The organism is Simplicispira sedimenti (assembly GCF_022760965.1).
GTDB lineage: Bacteria > Pseudomonadota > Gammaproteobacteria > Burkholderiales > Burkholderiaceae_C > Simplicispira > Simplicispira sedimenti.
The window spans coordinates 1-15325 of the sequence record NZ_JAKVIJ010000011.1; the positions used below are offsets into that span (position 1 = coordinate 1).

General features: G+C 65.9%; 14 protein-coding genes. 4 read left to right on the plus strand and 10 right to left on the minus strand.

Annotated features, from left to right (window positions below; all coding sequences use genetic code 11):
* From MJ602_RS12415 to MJ602_RS12440, 6 genes are all read right to left on the minus strand, one after another.
* The coding region (locus tag MJ602_RS12415) for an ABC transporter substrate-binding protein (RefSeq protein WP_243021089.1) at positions 1 to 257 on the minus strand (257 nt) is incomplete at its 3' end.
* Between the two features lie 209 nt (positions 258 to 466).
* Entirely contained in the window at positions 467 to 1957 is a 1491-nt protein-coding gene (locus MJ602_RS12420; RefSeq protein WP_243021090.1) for an NAD-dependent succinate-semialdehyde dehydrogenase, read from the minus strand.
* Between the two features lie 59 nt (positions 1958 to 2016).
* Positions 2017 to 3003, minus strand: coding sequence for a TRAP transporter substrate-binding protein (locus tag MJ602_RS12425; protein WP_243021091.1), 987 nt, complete (start codon positions 3001 to 3003; stop codon positions 2017 to 2019).
* 28 nt (positions 3004 to 3031) lie between these two features.
* On the minus strand, positions 3032 to 4297 hold the full coding sequence (locus MJ602_RS12430) for a TRAP transporter large permease (protein WP_243021092.1): 1266 nt from the start codon (positions 4295 to 4297) through the stop codon (positions 3032 to 3034).
* Positions 4298 to 4316: 19 nt separating this feature from the next.
* Entirely contained in the window at positions 4317 to 4949 is a 633-nt protein-coding gene (locus MJ602_RS12435) for a TRAP transporter small permease (RefSeq protein WP_162016281.1), read from the minus strand.
* Between the two features lie 20 nt (positions 4950 to 4969).
* Positions 4970 to 5884 carry a dihydrodipicolinate synthase family protein gene (locus MJ602_RS12440; RefSeq protein ID WP_243021093.1) on the minus strand — a complete coding sequence of 305 codons (915 nt, stop codon included), beginning with the start codon at positions 5882 to 5884 and terminating at the stop codon, positions 4970 to 4972.
* 221 nt (positions 5885 to 6105) lie between these two features.
* Between MJ602_RS12440 and MJ602_RS12445 the strand changes: the two genes are divergently transcribed.
* Positions 6106 to 6699 carry a lysophospholipid acyltransferase family protein gene (locus MJ602_RS12445; RefSeq protein ID WP_243021094.1) on the plus strand — a complete coding sequence of 198 codons (594 nt, stop codon included), beginning with the start codon at positions 6106 to 6108 and terminating at the stop codon, positions 6697 to 6699.
* Between the two features lie 205 nt (positions 6700 to 6904).
* On the opposite strand, the gene MJ602_RS12450 is transcribed toward MJ602_RS12445, so the two are convergent.
* Positions 6905 to 7354, minus strand: coding sequence for an Lrp/AsnC family transcriptional regulator (locus tag MJ602_RS12450; RefSeq protein ID WP_162016278.1), 450 nt, complete (start codon positions 7352 to 7354; stop codon positions 6905 to 6907).
* Positions 7355 to 7495: 141 nt separating this feature from the next.
* Here MJ602_RS12450 and MJ602_RS12455 point away from each other — a divergent pair, with 141 nt between their 5' ends.
* Positions 7496 to 8608 carry a saccharopine dehydrogenase family protein gene (locus MJ602_RS12455; protein WP_162016277.1) on the plus strand — a complete coding sequence of 371 codons (1113 nt, stop codon included), beginning with the start codon at positions 7496 to 7498 and terminating at the stop codon, positions 8606 to 8608.
* Between the two features lies 1 nt (position 8609).
* Here the strand turns inward: MJ602_RS12455 and MJ602_RS12460 are convergent, their stop codons facing one another.
* The 3 genes from MJ602_RS12460 to MJ602_RS12470 form a co-directional block, all read right to left on the minus strand.
* Entirely contained in the window at positions 8610 to 9299 is a 690-nt protein-coding gene (locus MJ602_RS12460) for a DUF3334 family protein (protein WP_243021095.1), read from the minus strand.
* 114 nt (positions 9300 to 9413) lie between these two features.
* On the minus strand, positions 9414 to 11252 hold the full coding sequence (locus MJ602_RS12465) for an AMP-dependent synthetase/ligase (protein ID WP_243021096.1): 1839 nt from the start codon (positions 11250 to 11252) through the stop codon (positions 9414 to 9416).
* A 104-nt stretch (positions 11253 to 11356) separates the two neighbouring features.
* Positions 11357 to 11992: a GntR family transcriptional regulator gene (locus tag MJ602_RS12470; RefSeq protein ID WP_162016274.1), complete on the minus strand. Its 636-nt coding sequence runs from the start codon at positions 11990 to 11992 to the stop codon at positions 11357 to 11359.
* A 126-nt stretch (positions 11993 to 12118) separates the two neighbouring features.
* Here MJ602_RS12470 and scpA point away from each other — a divergent pair, with 126 nt between their 5' ends.
* Positions 12119 to 14287 carry a methylmalonyl-CoA mutase gene (gene scpA / locus MJ602_RS12475; RefSeq protein WP_243021097.1) on the plus strand — a complete coding sequence of 723 codons (2169 nt, stop codon included), beginning with the start codon at positions 12119 to 12121 and terminating at the stop codon, positions 14285 to 14287.
* Positions 14284 to 15291 carry a methylmalonyl Co-A mutase-associated GTPase MeaB gene (gene meaB / locus MJ602_RS12480; protein ID WP_243021098.1) on the plus strand — a complete coding sequence of 336 codons (1008 nt, stop codon included), beginning with the start codon at positions 14284 to 14286 and terminating at the stop codon, positions 15289 to 15291. Before scpA ends, meaB begins: the two co-directional genes overlap by 4 nt.
* Positions 15292 to 15325: the final 34 nt, after the last annotated feature.

Consider the following 15325-nt stretch of genomic DNA (forward strand, 5'->3'; position numbering starts at 1 on the left):
GTCTTGGCGTCGCACTGGTCGTCCTCGGAAACCACTTCAAACTTCAGCGTCTTGCCACCCACGCTGATCTTGCGGGCATTGAGCTCTTCGACCGCCAGGCGCACGCCGTTGTCGTTGTCGCGCCCGGCAAAGGTGTTGGGGCCGGAGAGGGGGCCGCTGTGGCCGATCTTGACGATCTGTTCCTGGGCCAGGGCGGAGGCGGCGCAGGCCAGGGCGGCAGTGGCCACCAGGGTGGTTTTCAGGGAGAACAATTGCATGGTGATGGTTCCGGGAAGGGTTATGGAGAGGGAACCCAGGGGCGCCGGGCGGATAGCCCAGCGCCCGGGGGCGGAGTTGTCTGGGTACAGACAAATGCGAAAAACACGCGCAGCGAGTCTGCCAGAGCGGATCGTGATTTCAGTGGCATTAATAAAAATCCAAAGTAATCAATTCGGCGTATGTCTGCCGCGCCCCAGCGGCCTGTTTGTTACTGGAGGATATCGCCCACGCAGAGGTACTTGATCTCGACGTAGTCATCCATGCCATGGTGGGAGCCCTCGCGGCCCAGGCCGGACTGCTTGACGCCGCCAAAGGGCACATGCTCGGTGGCCAGGATGCCCACGTTGATGCCCACCATGCCGTACTCCAGCGCCTCGCTGACGCGGAAGATGCGGCCCACGTCGCGGCTGTAGAAATAGCTCGCCAGGCCGAACTCGGTGTTGTTCGCGGCGGCGATGGCCTCCTGCTCGGTCTTGAACTTGAACACCGGGGCGAAGGGGCCGAAGGTCTCCTCGCGCGCGCACAGCATGTCGGGCGTGGCACCGGCCACCACCGTGGGCTCGTAGAACTGGCCCGAACCCAGGGAGGACAGGCGCTTGCCGCCGGTGAGCACCTGGCCGCCCTTGGCAATGGCGTCCTCCACATGGCGCTGCACCTTCTCCAGGGCGGCCTCCTCGATCAGCGGACCCTGGTTCACGCCCTCCTCGAAGCCATTGCCCACCTTGGCCGTCCGGACCTTGGCGGCGAACTTCTGCACGAACTCCTCGTACACACCCTCCTGCACATAGAAGCGGTTGGAGCACACGCAGGTCTGGCCGGCATTGCGGTACTTGCTGGCGAAGGCCCCTTCCACAGCGCTGTCGATATCGGCATCGTCAAACACGATGAAAGGCGCATTGCCGCCGAGCTCCAGCGACATCTTCTTGACCGTGGGCGCGCTCTGCGCCATGAGGATGCGGCCCACCTCCGTGCTGCCGGTGAAGCTGATGTGGCGCACCACATCGCTCTCGCACAGCACCTTGCCGATGGCAATGGAATTGGCGGCATCGGCCGAGAGCATATTGAGCACACCGGCGGGAATGCCCGCGCGCACCGCCAGCTCGGCCGCGGCCAGGGCCGTGAGCGGCGTGAGCTCAGCCGGCTTGATGACCACCGGGCAGCCGGCGGCCAGGGCCGGGGCGACCTTGCGCGTGATCATGGCCAGCGGGAAATTCCAGGGCGTGATGGCCGCGCAGACACCGATGGGCTGCTTGAGCACCAAGAGGCGCCGGTTGTTGTCGAACTGCGGCAGGGTCTCGCCATTGACGCGCTTGGCCTCTTCGGCGAACCACTCGACAAAGCTGGCGCCATAGGCCACCTCGCCCTTGGCCTCGGGCAGGGGCTTGCCCTGCTCGGCGGTCATGATGCGGCCCAGATCGTCCTGATGCTGCATGAGCAGGTCATACCACTTGCGCAGCAGGATGGAGCGCTCCTTGGCGGTCTTGGCGCGCCAGGCAGGCCAGGCGGCGTTGGCGGCGGCGATGGCGGCCTGGGCATCCTGGGGGCCCAGGTTGGCCACGTTGGCCAGCAGGGCGCCGGTGGCCGGGTCGTGTACGGCAAAGCGGCTGGCTCCGCTGATCCACTGGCCGTTGATGAGGCCATCGGTTTTCAGGAGCGAAGGGTCGTTGAGCAGCGAGAGCGGAGAGGTACGGGTGTCCATGGCGATGCGGTAGGAAGGTGGGGCGTGGCCCGGGCGGTGCCCGGACCACGGGAGCGTGGTTACAGGGCGGCGCCGACCTTGCGCAACTCGGCGATCTGCGGCGCCTTGGACAACCAGATCTTGTCGAACTCGCGCGCCAGCTCGGCCACGTCCAGGGTGGGCTCGGTCTTGATCGGGAAGGGAACTGCCTTGAATTTCTCGATCAGACCCAGCTCGGTGGTCACGATGTCGCGGATCTGCGCGTCGAGCGACTGGCGCACCAGGCCCCGGATCAGTTCGCGGTCCGGGGCGCTCAGGCCTTGCCAGACGCGGCCCGAGACCAGCGGCGCGAAGGGCATGAACAGCGCGTTCATCTGCAGCATGGACTTGGCCACCTTGTCGAAGCGCTGGTTCCACGAGAACTCGATGTCGGCCTCCAGCCCGTCCACCTGGCCGTTGGCCATGGCGTCGAACACCTGCGGCGTGGGGATGGGTGTGGGCGCGGCGCCCAGCTGCTGGTAGAAGTCGCGGTACACCGGCGTGGGGTTGATGCGCAGCTTCATGCCCTTGATGTCCTTGGTGCCGCCGATCTCGCGGGTGGAGAACACCACGCGCATGCCGGTGATGCCCCAGCCCAGGCCGATGGTGCCGGTCTCGCGCGGCAGCACGTCGAGCAGCTTGAGCGCGGCCTCGTGGCGCACCAGCCGGGCCACGTCGGTGGTGGAGCGCACCAGGTAGGGCGCGTTGATCGAGGCGATGCTGGCCACGCGCGAGCCCAGCTCGGCGGCCTGGATCCAGCCCATGTCCAGCGCGCCGGTCTGCAGCTGCTGCATCATCGCGGCCTCGTTGCCGAGCTGGCCCGAGTGGAACACCGTGGCCGAGAGGCGGCCGCCGGTTTCCTTCTTGAGCGACTCGCCGAAGGCCAGCGCGGCGCGGTTCCACGAATGGCCCGCGGGCGTGATGAGCCCGAGGCGGAATTCCTTGGCCTGGGCGCGGGCCTGGCCGATGAAGGCGGGGGCAGCCAGCGCGGCGCTGGCCTGGACGAAGTGGCGGCGGGACAGGTTCATGGTGCAATGCCTTTCGTGGGTGGGAGGATCAATCAAGGAGGCCGAGGGAGAGACTGGGGAACAGCGACAGCAGCACCAGCGCGGCGCAGCAGATCAGAAAGAAGGGCAGGGTGACGAGGAACATCTTTCCGGGCTTGGCGCCCGTCACGGCCGCCGCGACGAAGAAGCTCAGGCCCACGGGGGGCGACATCAGGCCCAGCACCAGGTTCACCACCACCACCACGCCGAAGTGGCGCGGGTCGATGTGGTAGATCTCGGTGGCGATGGGCAGCAGGATGGGCACGGTCATGATCAGGCCCGGGATGCCGTCGATCACGGTGCCGATCACCAGCAGGATCACGTTGGTGATGAGCAGGAAGCTCACCGGGTCCTTGGCCACGGTCTGGATCCAGGCGGCGGCGGCCTGCGGCACCTTGCCGTAGATCAGCAGCCAGGAGAACACGGCGGCCGCCGCGACCAGGAACAGCACGATGGCCGAGTACACGGCCGAGCGCAGCAGGATCTGCGGCAGCATGGAAAAGCGCAGTTCGCGCGTCACGAACCGGCCCACCAGCGCCGAGACCACGGCGCCCACGGCGGCCGATTCGGTCGGGTTGGCGATGCCCGCGAGGATGGAGCCGACGATGACGATGGGAATGAGCAGCGTGGGCGAGGCCAGCGCGATGGTGCGGGCGCGCTCGCGCAGTGTCTTCTTCTCGCTGCGCGGGTAGTTGTAGACGAGCCCCATGCAGGCGATGACGATGAAGAACAGCACCGTCAGCAGGATGCCGGGCAGGATGCCCGCCATGAGCATGTCGCCCACGGCCACCTGGGCCAGCACGCTGTAGACCACGAACATCACCGAGGGCGGGATGATGGGGCCGAGCATGCCGCCGTAGACCGTGACGCCGGCGGCGAAGGTCTTGTCGTAGCCCTGCTTTTCCATCTCGGGCACCATGATCTTGGACATGATGGCCACCTGTGCCGTGGCCGAGCCGATGATGGAGGCCAGCATCATGTTGGCCAGCACGTTCACATAGGCCAGGCCGCCGCGCACGGCGCCGACGAAGCCCATTGCCAGATCGACCAGGCGGCGCGTGATGCCGCCGCTGCCCATGATCTCGCCGATCAGGATGAAGAGCGGGATGGCGATCAGGCCGTAGCTGTCCACGCCGCCGAACATCTGCGAGGGAAAGGACTGGAACAGCACCGTGGCGTCGGTGGCGAAGATATAGACGATGCCCGCGAGGCACAGGCACACGCCGATGGGCACGCCCAGCAGCATGACGGCGAGGAAGAACAGGCCAGTGGTCATGGTGTCGATCCGTGCGGGTTCAGTTGACGGTTTCCTCGGCGTTGCCGAGGTCGAAGCCGGCGATGGCGGCGCGGGGCCGCAGGCCCAGGTCCTCGACAAGGTTGGCCGCCGCATGGAGGGTGAAGCACAGCGCGAACAGCGGCAGCACGAGCTGCACCACCCAGGTGGGCCAGTTCAGGGTCTGGGTGCGTTCGGTGTAGAGGAAGTTGAAGCTTTCGGCCGCGTACTCGCGGGCGTCGAAGCCGTGGCGCGCGATGCCCACGGGGTCCATCCACACCCAGCACATGGCGATCAGCGCGCAGCCAAAGAGGAACACGCAGGCGGTGGACAGCGCCTTGAGGCGGCGCGCATGGCGCTCGCCCACGGCGTCGGTCAGCAGCGTGACGGCGAAGTCCAGCCGCAGCCGCGTCATGGTGGAGGCGCCGACGAAGCACAGCCACACCACGAGGTAGACCGCTGCTTCGTCCACCCAGTAGATCGGTACGCCGGAATAGCGCGTGGCGACGTTGAGCAGGATCATCAGCGCGAGCAGGCCCATGAGTGCCATCAGGGCCAGGCGCTCGGCCCGCAGGATCGCGGCCGAGGCGCGCTGGATCCCGCGGGCCCAGCCATGGCCGGGCGTGCTGTCCGGGGTGGGGCTGGAGGAGGGCATGGCTGGGCTCCGTGGCGGTGTCAGGCGACCGAACGGTACTGGGCGGGGCGGTTGGCCAGGGCCTTCTGCACCACGGCGGTGACGAACTCGCGTTCGGCACCCACCAGCGGCATGCGCGGCAGGCGCACATGCTCGGTGCCCACGCCGACCAGCGCGTCGATGAGCTTGAGGTTCTGCACCAGCTTGTTCGACACGTCGAGGTGCAGCATGGGCGTCATCCACTGGTACAGCGCCAGGGCCTCGGCGAACTTGCCGGCCTTCATCAGCTCGTACAGCGCCACGGTTTCGCGCGGGAAGGCGCAGCCCACGCCGGCCACCAGGCCGTCGCAGCCCAGGGCCAGGGCTTCATAGGCCAGGTCATCCACGCCGCAGAAGATCTGGTAGCGGTCGCCCACGGTGTTGCGCAGGTCGGTCACGCGGCGGATGTCGCCCGTGCTCTCCTTGACGGCAACGACCTGCTCGCAGTCGGCCAGCTCCAGCATGTGCTCGGGCTTGAGGTCCACGCGGTAGGCCACGGGGTTGTTGTAAACCATCAGCGGGCGCTGCGCGGCCTTGGCCATGGCGCGCACGTTGGCCATGGCCTCGCGGGCGTCGGCCACGTAGATGACCGAGGGCATGACCATGTAGCCGGCCACGCCGAGCTTGTTGGCGGCGTCGATGTAGCGCAGCGCGTCGCGGGTGCTGGTTTCCGACACGTTGGCCAGCACGGGCACGCGGCCATCGCTGGCCTCCATCGCGATGCGCGCGACTTCGAGCTTTTCTTCGAGCGACAGCGTGCTGGCCTCGCCCAGCGAGCCGCAGGTGACGACGCCATGAATGCCGTTGCGGATCTGGAAGTCGATGTGGCGGGCCGTGCCTTCGGCGTCGATGCGCTCATCGGGGTGGAACTTGGTGGTCACGGCGGGGAAGATGCCTTGCCAGCGGGTCGTGCTCATGGATGGAACTCCTGTGGGTGGGTGAAACGGTGGATCGTCGATCGTTGTTAAATATATTAGCAGAATATTTAAGATATCTTCGTAAGGGTTAACGCTGAGACGCACGGGGGCGGCATTGTTGGCCTATGTCAGGGCGAGGCGGGGTGGCACTGATACACTCGCGCCCGTTTGTTGCAAGAAGTATCAAGATCACCCTTGGTGCATGCACAGCCCTTGTTTCCATGCGCCACCGCACCATTTTTGATACCCCTGTTGTCAACACCTTGCTGCGCAGCCTGTCGATGGCCTTGCTACGGCTCGGCGGCTGGAGGGTGGAGGGCAGCCTGCCCCCGCAGGCGGCCAAGAGCGTGCTGATTGCCGCACCACACACCAGCAACTGGGACCTGCCCTACACCCTGATGCTGGCCTTTGTGCTGAATCTGCGTGTGTACTGGATGGGCAAGCAGAGCATCTTTCGCGCGCCGTTCGGGGGGCTGATGCGCTGGCTGGGGGGCATTCCGGTCAACCGCAGCCAGAACAACAAGCTGGTTGCCAGCTCGGCCCAGGCCATGCGCGAGGCCGAAGGGCCCATGCAGCTCATCATTCCGCCCGAAGGCACGCGCGGGAAGACGCGCCATTGGAAAACGGGCTTTTACTTCATCGCCCAGCAGGCAGGCGTTCCCATCGTGCTGGCATTTGTGGACTATGGCCGCAAGGTGGGCGGCCTGGGGCCGTTGTTTGAGCCCACGGGCGACGTAGAGGCCGATATGGCCCGCATCAAAGCGTTCTATGCCCCCATCCAGGGCAAGAATGCAGACCAATTTGATGTTGAATGAAATTGGCCTCCAGCGCTTATTGAGTAAGCGTCAGTAGCTATGAAAAATAGAGCGTTTACCGGGCGTTACACAACGTCTGCATAGGCGCTTCCCTGCGCAACAGCCCCCGCGCCAGGGCCGCCCCGCCACGCTGGGGGCGTCCCCCTGCCCGCAGCGCGCAGCGCTGCGAGAGCAGGGAGAAGGCGCGCGGCGCCACAGGGGGGTGTTACCCAATCCCGCGGCGGTCAATCTTGCGGCTAAGCACGATGCTGGTTTGTGTGCGGTGCACGCCATCGGTCTGGCCGATCTGGTCGAGCAGGGCGTCGAGTCGCTCGTGGCTGGGGCAGCGCAAAAAGGCCAGGTAGTCAAACGGCCCGCTCACGGCCGACACCTCCTCCACCTCGGGCATGGCAGCCAGGGCGCGCAGCACCTGGGGGGCCGATTGCGGCAGTACGCTGAGGCTGCACCAGGCGCGCACGGTGGCCTGGTCCATGCGCGTGCCCAGGCGCACACCGTAGCCCGCCACCACGCCTTCGCGCTCCAGCCGCGCGATGCGCGACACCACGGTGGTGCGCGCCAGCCCCAATTGCCTTGCCAGGGTGGCGGTGCTCTCACGGGCGTTGGTCTGCAGCAGGCTCAGAAGCTGGCGATCGGTCTCATCCAGGGTAGGGTGCATGGTGTGTCGGGCCATTTCGTCGGAATGACGAATATTAAATCCGTATTCGCCGAATTGCACGCTACACATTGACAGCACCAGGGCCTAGCATCTCCCAAGGCCGCACGACGGCCGCCATCCAACAAAACGAGGAGACACACCATGACCACCCCCCGCCGTTCCATCACCATCCTGGGCGCAGGCCATATCGGCTTTGCCATGGCCCTGCTGCTGTCGCGCAGCGGCGACTACGAGGTACTGGTCGCCGATCGCGATCCGCTGCGCTTGCACGCTGTGGCGGCGCTGGGCGTAGCCACCTGCACCACGGGCGACGATGCCGAACTGCAGCGCGCCATCGAAGGGCGCTTTGCCGTGCTCAACGCATTGCCGTTCCACTGCGCCGTGGGTGTGGCTACCCTGTGCGCGCGCGCCGGGGTGCATTACTTTGACCTGACCGAGGATGTGCCCAGCACCCAGGCCATTCGCGCCCTGGCCCAAGGTGCACGCAGCGTGCTGATGCCGCAGTGCGGCCTGGCGCCGGGCTTCATCGGCATTGTGGGCAATGACCTGGCGCGCCGTTTCGACGAGCTGCACAGCCTGCGTATGCGCGTGGGCGCGCTGCCACGCTACCCCCAGGGTGCGCTGCGCTACAACCTGACGTGGAGCACCGAGGGCCTGATCAACGAATACTGCAACCCTTGCGAGGCGATTGTGGACGGCGCGAAGACCACGGTGGCCGCGCTCGACGGGTTGGAAACCTTTGCGCTGGACGGCGTGGAGTACGAGGCCTTCAACACCTCGGGCGGCCTGGGCACGCTGACCGAAACCCTGGCGGGCCGTGCGCGCCAGGTGGACTACAAGTCCATTCGCTACCCTGGGCATTGCGCCATCCTGAAGCTCCTGCTCAACGACCTGCGCTTGCGCGAGCGGCGCGATCTGCTGAAAGAGATTTTCGAGGCCGCCATTCCCACCACCGAGCAGGACGTGATCGTGGTGTTCGCCAGCAGCACCGGAGTGCAGGGCGGCCGCCTGGTGCAGGAATCGCATTCCTCGCGCATTCTGGGCTGCGAGGTCGATGGGCACCGCCTCAGCGCGATCCAGCGCACCACGGCCGCGGGCATTTGCGCCGCACTGGATCTGGTGGCCCAGGGGAAGCTGCCGCAGCAGGGCTTTGTGGGGCAGGAACAGGTGGCGCTGACCGATTTTCTGGCCAACCGCTTTGGCAGCGTGTACGCCACGCAGCCCGAAACCTGCGCAGAGGCCTGCGCGGTGTGAGCTACATGCCCAGCGACCTGAGCAGGTCGTCCGTGTCGCTGGGCGCTGCCGGTGCAGCAGGCGCGGCTTGGGCACCCAATTCGTGCGCCTGCGCAATCAGGGCATCGGGATCGGGCGCTTCCTGGGGGGCAAAGTCGTAGAGCTTGATGAACTCGGTGCGGTCAATCGCCATTTCCAGGTAGAAAAGGTGGTTGGACGCGGTGTAGAACGTCACGCGCCGGGCTTCGGGCTGGTCCAGGTTCGCGTCCACGCTGAGCAGGACCTGCTTGTTCAGCGCCATCATCTTGGGTTGGCTCTGGGTGATGTGGGTTTGCAACTCGCGGTGCACCTTGCTGGTGAAGTCGCCCAGGACCTGGTTCATCAGTTCGCCCATGACGTTGCCCACCTCGTCGGCGGTGAACGAGCCCGCCAGGTCTTCACGCGCCATGCCCATGTGCAGCATGTACTTGGAATACAGCTCCATGGCTGCCTGGGCCGAGAAGTTGATGATGACCAAACCCGAGAACCCGCCGTCGAACAGCACAAAGCAGCCGATGTCCGGCTTGAGGCAGGTGCGCGTGATGCGCTGCACCATGCCGGAGTAGTGGATTTCGCTCTGCGTGGCCTTGTTGAGCACCCGGGTGACCGAGTTGCACAGGCTGGTGAGAATGTCTTCGATGCCGTACACGACGGGGTTTTCTGCGGTTTTCATGCTGCTGCGTTGGATGGCTGACCTGTCCGTAGCATAGGGCAGGTACAGCCATCCGGCCAGATGTTTCCGATTGTTTTCAGGCCCGCAGCGTGCTGCACGCAACGCAACAGGCTGTCAACGTGCCCCTGGGCGCTGGTACATGGCCTCGATGGCGGCGGCATGGCGCGCCAAGAGGTTGGCGCGCTTGAGCTTGAGGGTGGGGGTCATCATGCCGTTCTCGATGCTCCAGGGCTCGGTGACCAGGTGCACCGCTCGGGGCACGGCATAGCGCGCAAAACCGGCCGTTTGGCGGGCAATGCGTGCCAATGCCTCCTGCTGTACGGCAGGGTGGGCCAGGCTGGCGGCATCCTTCGGGTCCAGCCCCAGGCCCCGCGCCACACGCTGCCACTCTTCAGGGTGGACGACCGCCACGCAGGCAATGAAGGGCAGGTTCTCGCCCACCACAAAGGCCTGTTCAAACAGCGGGTCGGAGGTCACGGCCAGTTCCAGGTCGGCCGGGGGCACTTTCTCGCCGGTAGAGGTGACGATGATTTCCTTGATGCGGCCGCGGATGTAGATGCGCCCATCCACAATCTCGGCCTGATCGCCCGTGCCCAGCCAGCCCTCGGGCGAGAGGATGCGTGCCGTGTCCTCGGGCCGTTTCCAGTAGCCTTGCATCACGATGGGACCGCGCACCTGCAGCTCGCGGTTGTCGCCAATGCGCACCTCGACGCCCGGCAGCGCCCGGCCCACGCTGGCCGGGTGGTTGTCGTCCAGCCCATTGACGGCCACCACGGGCGCCGTTTCGGTCATGCCGTAACCCTGCAACACGGGCAGGCCCAGGCCCAGAAAACAGCGCGCAATGCTGGCCGACAGCGGCGCGCCGCCACTGATGGCCACGCGCACACGCCCGCCGAACTGTTCCAGCAGCGGCCTGGCCACCAGACGCTGCAAGAGCGGCCAGGGCAGGGCGGCCCACAGGCCTGCGGCCCGGGCGTCATCGGCGCCAGGGGCAGGGAGCCCTTGGGCAGCACAAAAGCGCCGCCAGCCCACGGCCACGGCGGCCTCGAACAACTGGGTGCGCAGGCGCGAGGGGGCCAGCGACTCCAGCACCTTGGCGTGCACCCGCTCGTAAATGCGCGGCACCGACACCAGCACCGTGGGGCGCACCGTGCGCAGGTCTTCGGACAACTGCGCCACCGAGCGCGCGTAGGCCACGCAGCAACCCGCCGCCATGGGCAGGTAGTAGCCCGCCGTGCGCTCGAAGGTGTGCGACAGCGGCAGAAACGACAGAAACACATCGTCCACCGTGGGGGTCACGCGCTGCAGCACCGCCTTGACGTCGGCCATGACGTTGCCGTGCGTCAGCATCACCCCCTTGGGTTTGCCGGTGGTGCCCGAGGTATAGACGATGGCAGCCAGGTCGTCGGCACGCGGGGGCATGATCTGGTGCTGGCAGGTGGCGCCGTGTGCCAGCCAGTCGGCAAGCGTCCAGCGCGGTACCGGGGCCTGCAGGTCGCTGGCCTGCGTGGGTTGGGTGACGAGCACGCAGCGCAATTGGGGCAGATCGGTGCCCACGGCACGGATGCGCTCCCACTGCTCCTCGCGCTCCAGCACCAGCACCGAAGCCTCGCAGTCCGACAGGATGTAGGCAATGCTGCCGGGGTTGTCGATGGCGTGCAGCGGCACTGGCACATGGCCGCAGGCCAGCGTGGCCTGGTCGATGCTCATGGCGTCCAGCCCATTGGGCTGCAGGATGGCAACGCGCGCGCCGGGGGGCAGTGCCATGGCGGCCAGCGCCTGGCTCCACTGCTGCACGCGCTGCGCGGCCTGGGCCCAGCTCAGGGTCTGCCAACTCTGAAGTGAAGGATCAAAAGCCTGGTAGGCCGGAGCGTTCGGGGTGCGGGCGGCGCGATAGGCCAGCAACTCGGGCAGTGTCTGCACCGCTGCGAGGTCTTGGGGAAGGGTGGTCATGGGGCGAAGGGGCGGGGCGAACAGGTGCACCGCAATTCAGGGTAAACCCTGAAACTATAGCGCCCCAGCCGCCATGGCCCCGCCTCGCAAGGCCTTTCGACGCGCTAGGTGGCCGCTTCCAGCCCTTGGTGGAAGTGATCCTGCATGGCCTGGCGCGTGGCCTGGGCGTCGTGCGTGCACAAGGCCTGCATCAGCCGGCGGTGCTCCTGCAGCGAATCCTCAATGCGCCCCTGCTTGAGCAAGGAGTTGTGGCGGTTGAGCTTCATGACCTTGCGCAGGTCGGCCACCATCTGGCTGCGCCAGCGGTTGTCGGCCAGTTCCAGCAGGCGCATGTGGAAGCGCTCGTTGATGGCAAAGAACCGATCGCGCTCACCTGCGGCGGCTTCCAGTTCTTCATGCAGGGCTTGCAGGGATTGGAGGTCTGCCGTATTGCCCTTGGCTGCCACCACGGCGGCGGCGTCACTCTCCAGCAAGCTGAGCAGGTGGTACACGTCGCGCAGGTCTTTTTCCGACATCTCCGTGACGTAGGCCCCTCGGCGTACCTTCATGGTGACCAGGCCCTCGGCGGCCAGCACCTTGAGGGCTTCGCGCAGTGGGGTGCGGCTGATGCCCAGCTCCTCGGCAATTTTCAGCTCGTCAATCCAGCTGCCGGGCTCCAGCTCGCGCCGAAAGATGCGTTGGCGCAGCAGTTCGGCCACATCTTCATACAGGGCGCGGGGGGTGAGGGTAACGGCAGACATGGGTGCGATTGTAAGCTGCAAACAATATTTTGAATGAATAATTATGAATGATGTAAACTCGTCGTTACACAGGGAATCCCCTGAAGCCCTGACACAGAGCAACGCAACCGCCGGAGAATGCCCGCCATGAGTGAATCCAAACCCACCAACGCGCCCAGTTTTGCCACCGCCTCACTGGCCGACTGGGCCAAGGCAGCCGCCAAGTCGGCACCAGGCGGCGATATCCAGGCGTTGAATTGGGTGACGCCCGACGGCATCACGGTGAAACCCCTCTACACCGCCGAAGATACGGCCAGCCTGCCGCACGCCAACACGCTGCCGGGCTTTGAGCCCTACCTGCGCGGCCCGCAGGCCACCATGTACGCGGTGCGCCCCTGGACCATCCGCCAGTATGCTGGCTTCTCGACCGCCGAGGAATCCAATGCCTTCTACCGCAAGGCGCTGGCCGCGGGCGGGCAGGGCGTTTCGGTGGCCTTCGACCTGGCCACGCACCGCGGCTACGACAGCGACCACCCCCGCGTGACCGGCGACGTGGGCAAGGCCGGCGTCGCCATTGATTCGGTCGAGGACATGAAAATCCTGTTCGACCAGATCCCGCTGGACAAGGTCAGCGTCTCCATGACCATGAACGGCGCCGTGCTACCCGTGCTGGCCGGCTACGTGGTGGCGGCGGAAGAGCAGGGCGTCTCGCAGGACAAGCTCTCCGGAACCATTCAGAACGACATTCTGAAAGAGTTCATGGTGCGCAACACCTACATCTACCCGCCCAAGCCGTCGATGAAGATCATCGGCGACATCATCGAGTACACGGCCAAGAACATGCCGAAGTTCAACTCGATCTCGATTTCGGGCTACCACATGCAGGAGGCTGGCGCCAACCAGGCGCTGGAGCTGGCCTTCACCCTGGCCGACGGCAAGGAATACGTGAAGACCGCCATCGCCAAGGGCATGGACGTGGACGAGTTCGCCGGTCGCCTCTCCTTCTTCTGGGCCATCGGCATGAACTTCTACCTGGAAGTGGCCAAGATGCGTGCCGCGCGCCTGCTGTGGTGCCGCATCATGAAGGGTTTCAACGCCAAGAACCCCAAGAGCCTGATGCTGCGCACGCACTGCCAGACCTCCGGCTGGAGCCTGACCGAGCAGGACCCGTACAACAACGTGGTGCGCACCACCATCGAGGCCATGGCGGCCGTGTTCGGCGGCACGCAGAGCCTGCACACCAACGCGCTCGATGAAGCCATCGCGCTGCCCACCGAGTTCTCGGCCCGCATTGCGCGCAATACGCAGCTCATCATCCAGGAAGAGACCCACATCACCAACGTGATTGACCCCTGGGCGGGCTCCTACATGATGGAAAAGCTCACCCAGGACATGGCCGACGCCGCCTGGACGATCATCGAAGAGGTCGAGGCCATGGGTGGCATGACCCAGGCCGTGGACAGCGGCTGGGCCAAGCTCAAGATCGAGGCGGCCGCAGCGCAGAAGCAGGCGCGCATCGACTCGGGCAAGGACGTGATCGTGGGCGTCAACAAATACAAGCTGGCCAAGGAAGACCCGGTCGATATCCTCCAGATCGACAACATGAAGGTGCGTGACGGCCAGATCGCCCGCCTGCAGCAGATCCGCGCCACGCGCGATGCCGCCAAGGTGCAGGCCGCGCTGGATGCGCTCACGGCGGCGGCCGAATCGGGCCAGGGCAACCTGCTGGATCTGTCGATCCAGGCCGTGCGTCTGCGCGCCACGGTGGGCGAGGTGTCCGATGCGCTGGAAAAGGTCTATGGGCGCCACCGCGCCGAAACGCAAAAGGTGACTGGTGTGTACGCTGCTGCCTACGATTCCGCCGAGGGCTGGGACAAGCTCAAGGCCGAGATCTCCGCTTTCGCCGAGCAAGAGGGCCGACGCCCGCGCGTGATGATTGCAAAATTGGGCCAGGACGGCCACGACCGTGGCGCCAAGGTGGTGTCCACCGCGTTTGCCGATCTGGGCTTTGACGTGGACATCGGCCCACTGTTCCAGACCCCCGAAGAATGCGCGCGCCAGGCCATCGAGAACGATGTGCACGCCGTGGGCGTTTCCACCCTGGCCGCAGGTCACAAGACGCTGGTGCCCGCCATCATCCAGGCGCTCAAGGACCAGGGCGCTGACGACATCGTGGTCTTTGTGGGCGGTGTGATCCCGGTGCAGGACTATGACCACCTGTACGAAGCGGGCGTCAAGGGCATCTACGGCCCCGGCACGCCGATTCCCGCCAGCGCCAAGGATGTGCTGGAGCAAATCCGCAAGGCCCGCGTGTGACACCTGACGCCCTGTTTGATGGCATCGTCCATGGCAGCGCCGCCGTGCAGCGCCGCGCCATGGCCAAGGCCATCACGCTGCTGGAATCGACCCGCGCCGACCACCGCGCGCAGGGTGACGCGCTGCTCACGCAGCTGCTGCCGCACACGGGCAAGGCGTTCCGGCTGGGCATCAGCGGCGTGCCGGGCGTGGGCAAATCGACTTTCATCGAGGCGCTGGGGCTGTACCTGATCGCCCAGGGCCTGCGCGTGGCGGTGCTGGCGGTGGATCCGTCCAGCAGCGTCTCGGGCGGCTCCATCCTGGGCGACAAGACGCGCATGGAGCACCTCTCGATGAACGAGAGCGCCTACATCCGCCCCAGCCCCAGCGGCGGCACGCTGGGCGGCGTGGCCGAAAAAACCCGCGAGGCCATGCTGGTGTGCGAAGCGGCAGGCTATGACGTGGTCATCGTCGAAACCGTGGGCGTGGGCCAGAGCGAAACCGCCGTGGCCAACATGACCGACATGTTCGTGCTGCTGCAGCTGCCCAATGCGGGCGACGATCTGCAGGCCATCAAGAAGGGCGTGATGGAAATCGCCGACCTGGTGGCCATCAACAAGGCCGACATTGACGCCAACGCTGCCATGCGTGCCCAGGCCCAGATCACCTCCAGCCTGCGCCTGCTGAGCCAGCACGGCAACCCCGAGCACGCCCACCATGACCAGACGCAGTGGCACCCCCAGGTGGTGCAGATCAGCGCGCTGCAAGGGCAGGGCATAGCCGGCTTCTGGGTTGCCGTGCAGCAGTACCGCGACCTGCAGACCGCCAACGGCCGCCTGGCCGCGCGCCGCGAAAAGCAGGCCTTGGCCTGGATGTGGGAGCGCATCGAGGCCGGGCTCAAGCACGCATTCCACCAGCACCCGCAGGTGCGCGCGCTGCTGCCCCGCATGCAGCAGGATGTGACGGCAGGGCGCATCGCGCCCTCCACTGCGGCAAGAAATCTGCTTGCAGCGCAATACGGATAAGCGCAAGCAGCTATCAAATCAATAGCAAAACAAC

Bases quoted from the DNA above. Each gene is read 5' to 3' on its own strand.
- MJ602_RS12460 (WP_243021095.1), bottom strand. From the start codon at position 9,299: ATGAAAACCGCAGAAAACCCCGTCGTGTACGGCATCGAAGACATTCTC.
- MJ602_RS12440 (WP_243021093.1), bottom strand. From the start codon at position 5,884: ATGAGCACGACCCGCTGGCAAGGCATCTTCCCCGCCGTGACCACCAAG.
- MJ602_RS12425 (WP_243021091.1), bottom strand. From the start codon at position 3,003: ATGAACCTGTCCCGCCGCCACTTCGTCCAGGCCAGCGCCGCGCTGGCT.
- MJ602_RS12465 (WP_243021096.1), bottom strand. From the start codon at position 11,252: ATGACCACCCTTCCCCAAGACCTCGCAGCGGTGCAGACACTGCCCGAG.
- MJ602_RS12450 (WP_162016278.1), bottom strand. From the start codon at position 7,354: ATGCACCCTACCCTGGATGAGACCGATCGCCAGCTTCTGAGCCTGCTG.
- scpA (WP_243021097.1), top strand. From the start codon at position 12,119: ATGAGTGAATCCAAACCCACCAACGCGCCCAGTTTTGCCACCGCCTCA.
- MJ602_RS12420 (WP_243021090.1), bottom strand. From the start codon at position 1,957: ATGGACACCCGTACCTCTCCGCTCTCGCTGCTCAACGACCCTTCGCTC.
- MJ602_RS12445 (WP_243021094.1), top strand. From the start codon at position 6,106: ATGCGCCACCGCACCATTTTTGATACCCCTGTTGTCAACACCTTGCTG.
- MJ602_RS12435 (WP_162016281.1), bottom strand. From the start codon at position 4,949: ATGCCCTCCTCCAGCCCCACCCCGGACAGCACGCCCGGCCATGGCTGG.
- MJ602_RS12430 (WP_243021092.1), bottom strand. From the start codon at position 4,297: ATGACCACTGGCCTGTTCTTCCTCGCCGTCATGCTGCTGGGCGTGCCC.
- MJ602_RS12455 (WP_162016277.1), top strand. From the start codon at position 7,496: ATGACCACCCCCCGCCGTTCCATCACCATCCTGGGCGCAGGCCATATC.
- MJ602_RS12470 (WP_162016274.1), bottom strand. From the start codon at position 11,992: ATGTCTGCCGTTACCCTCACCCCCCGCGCCCTGTATGAAGATGTGGCC.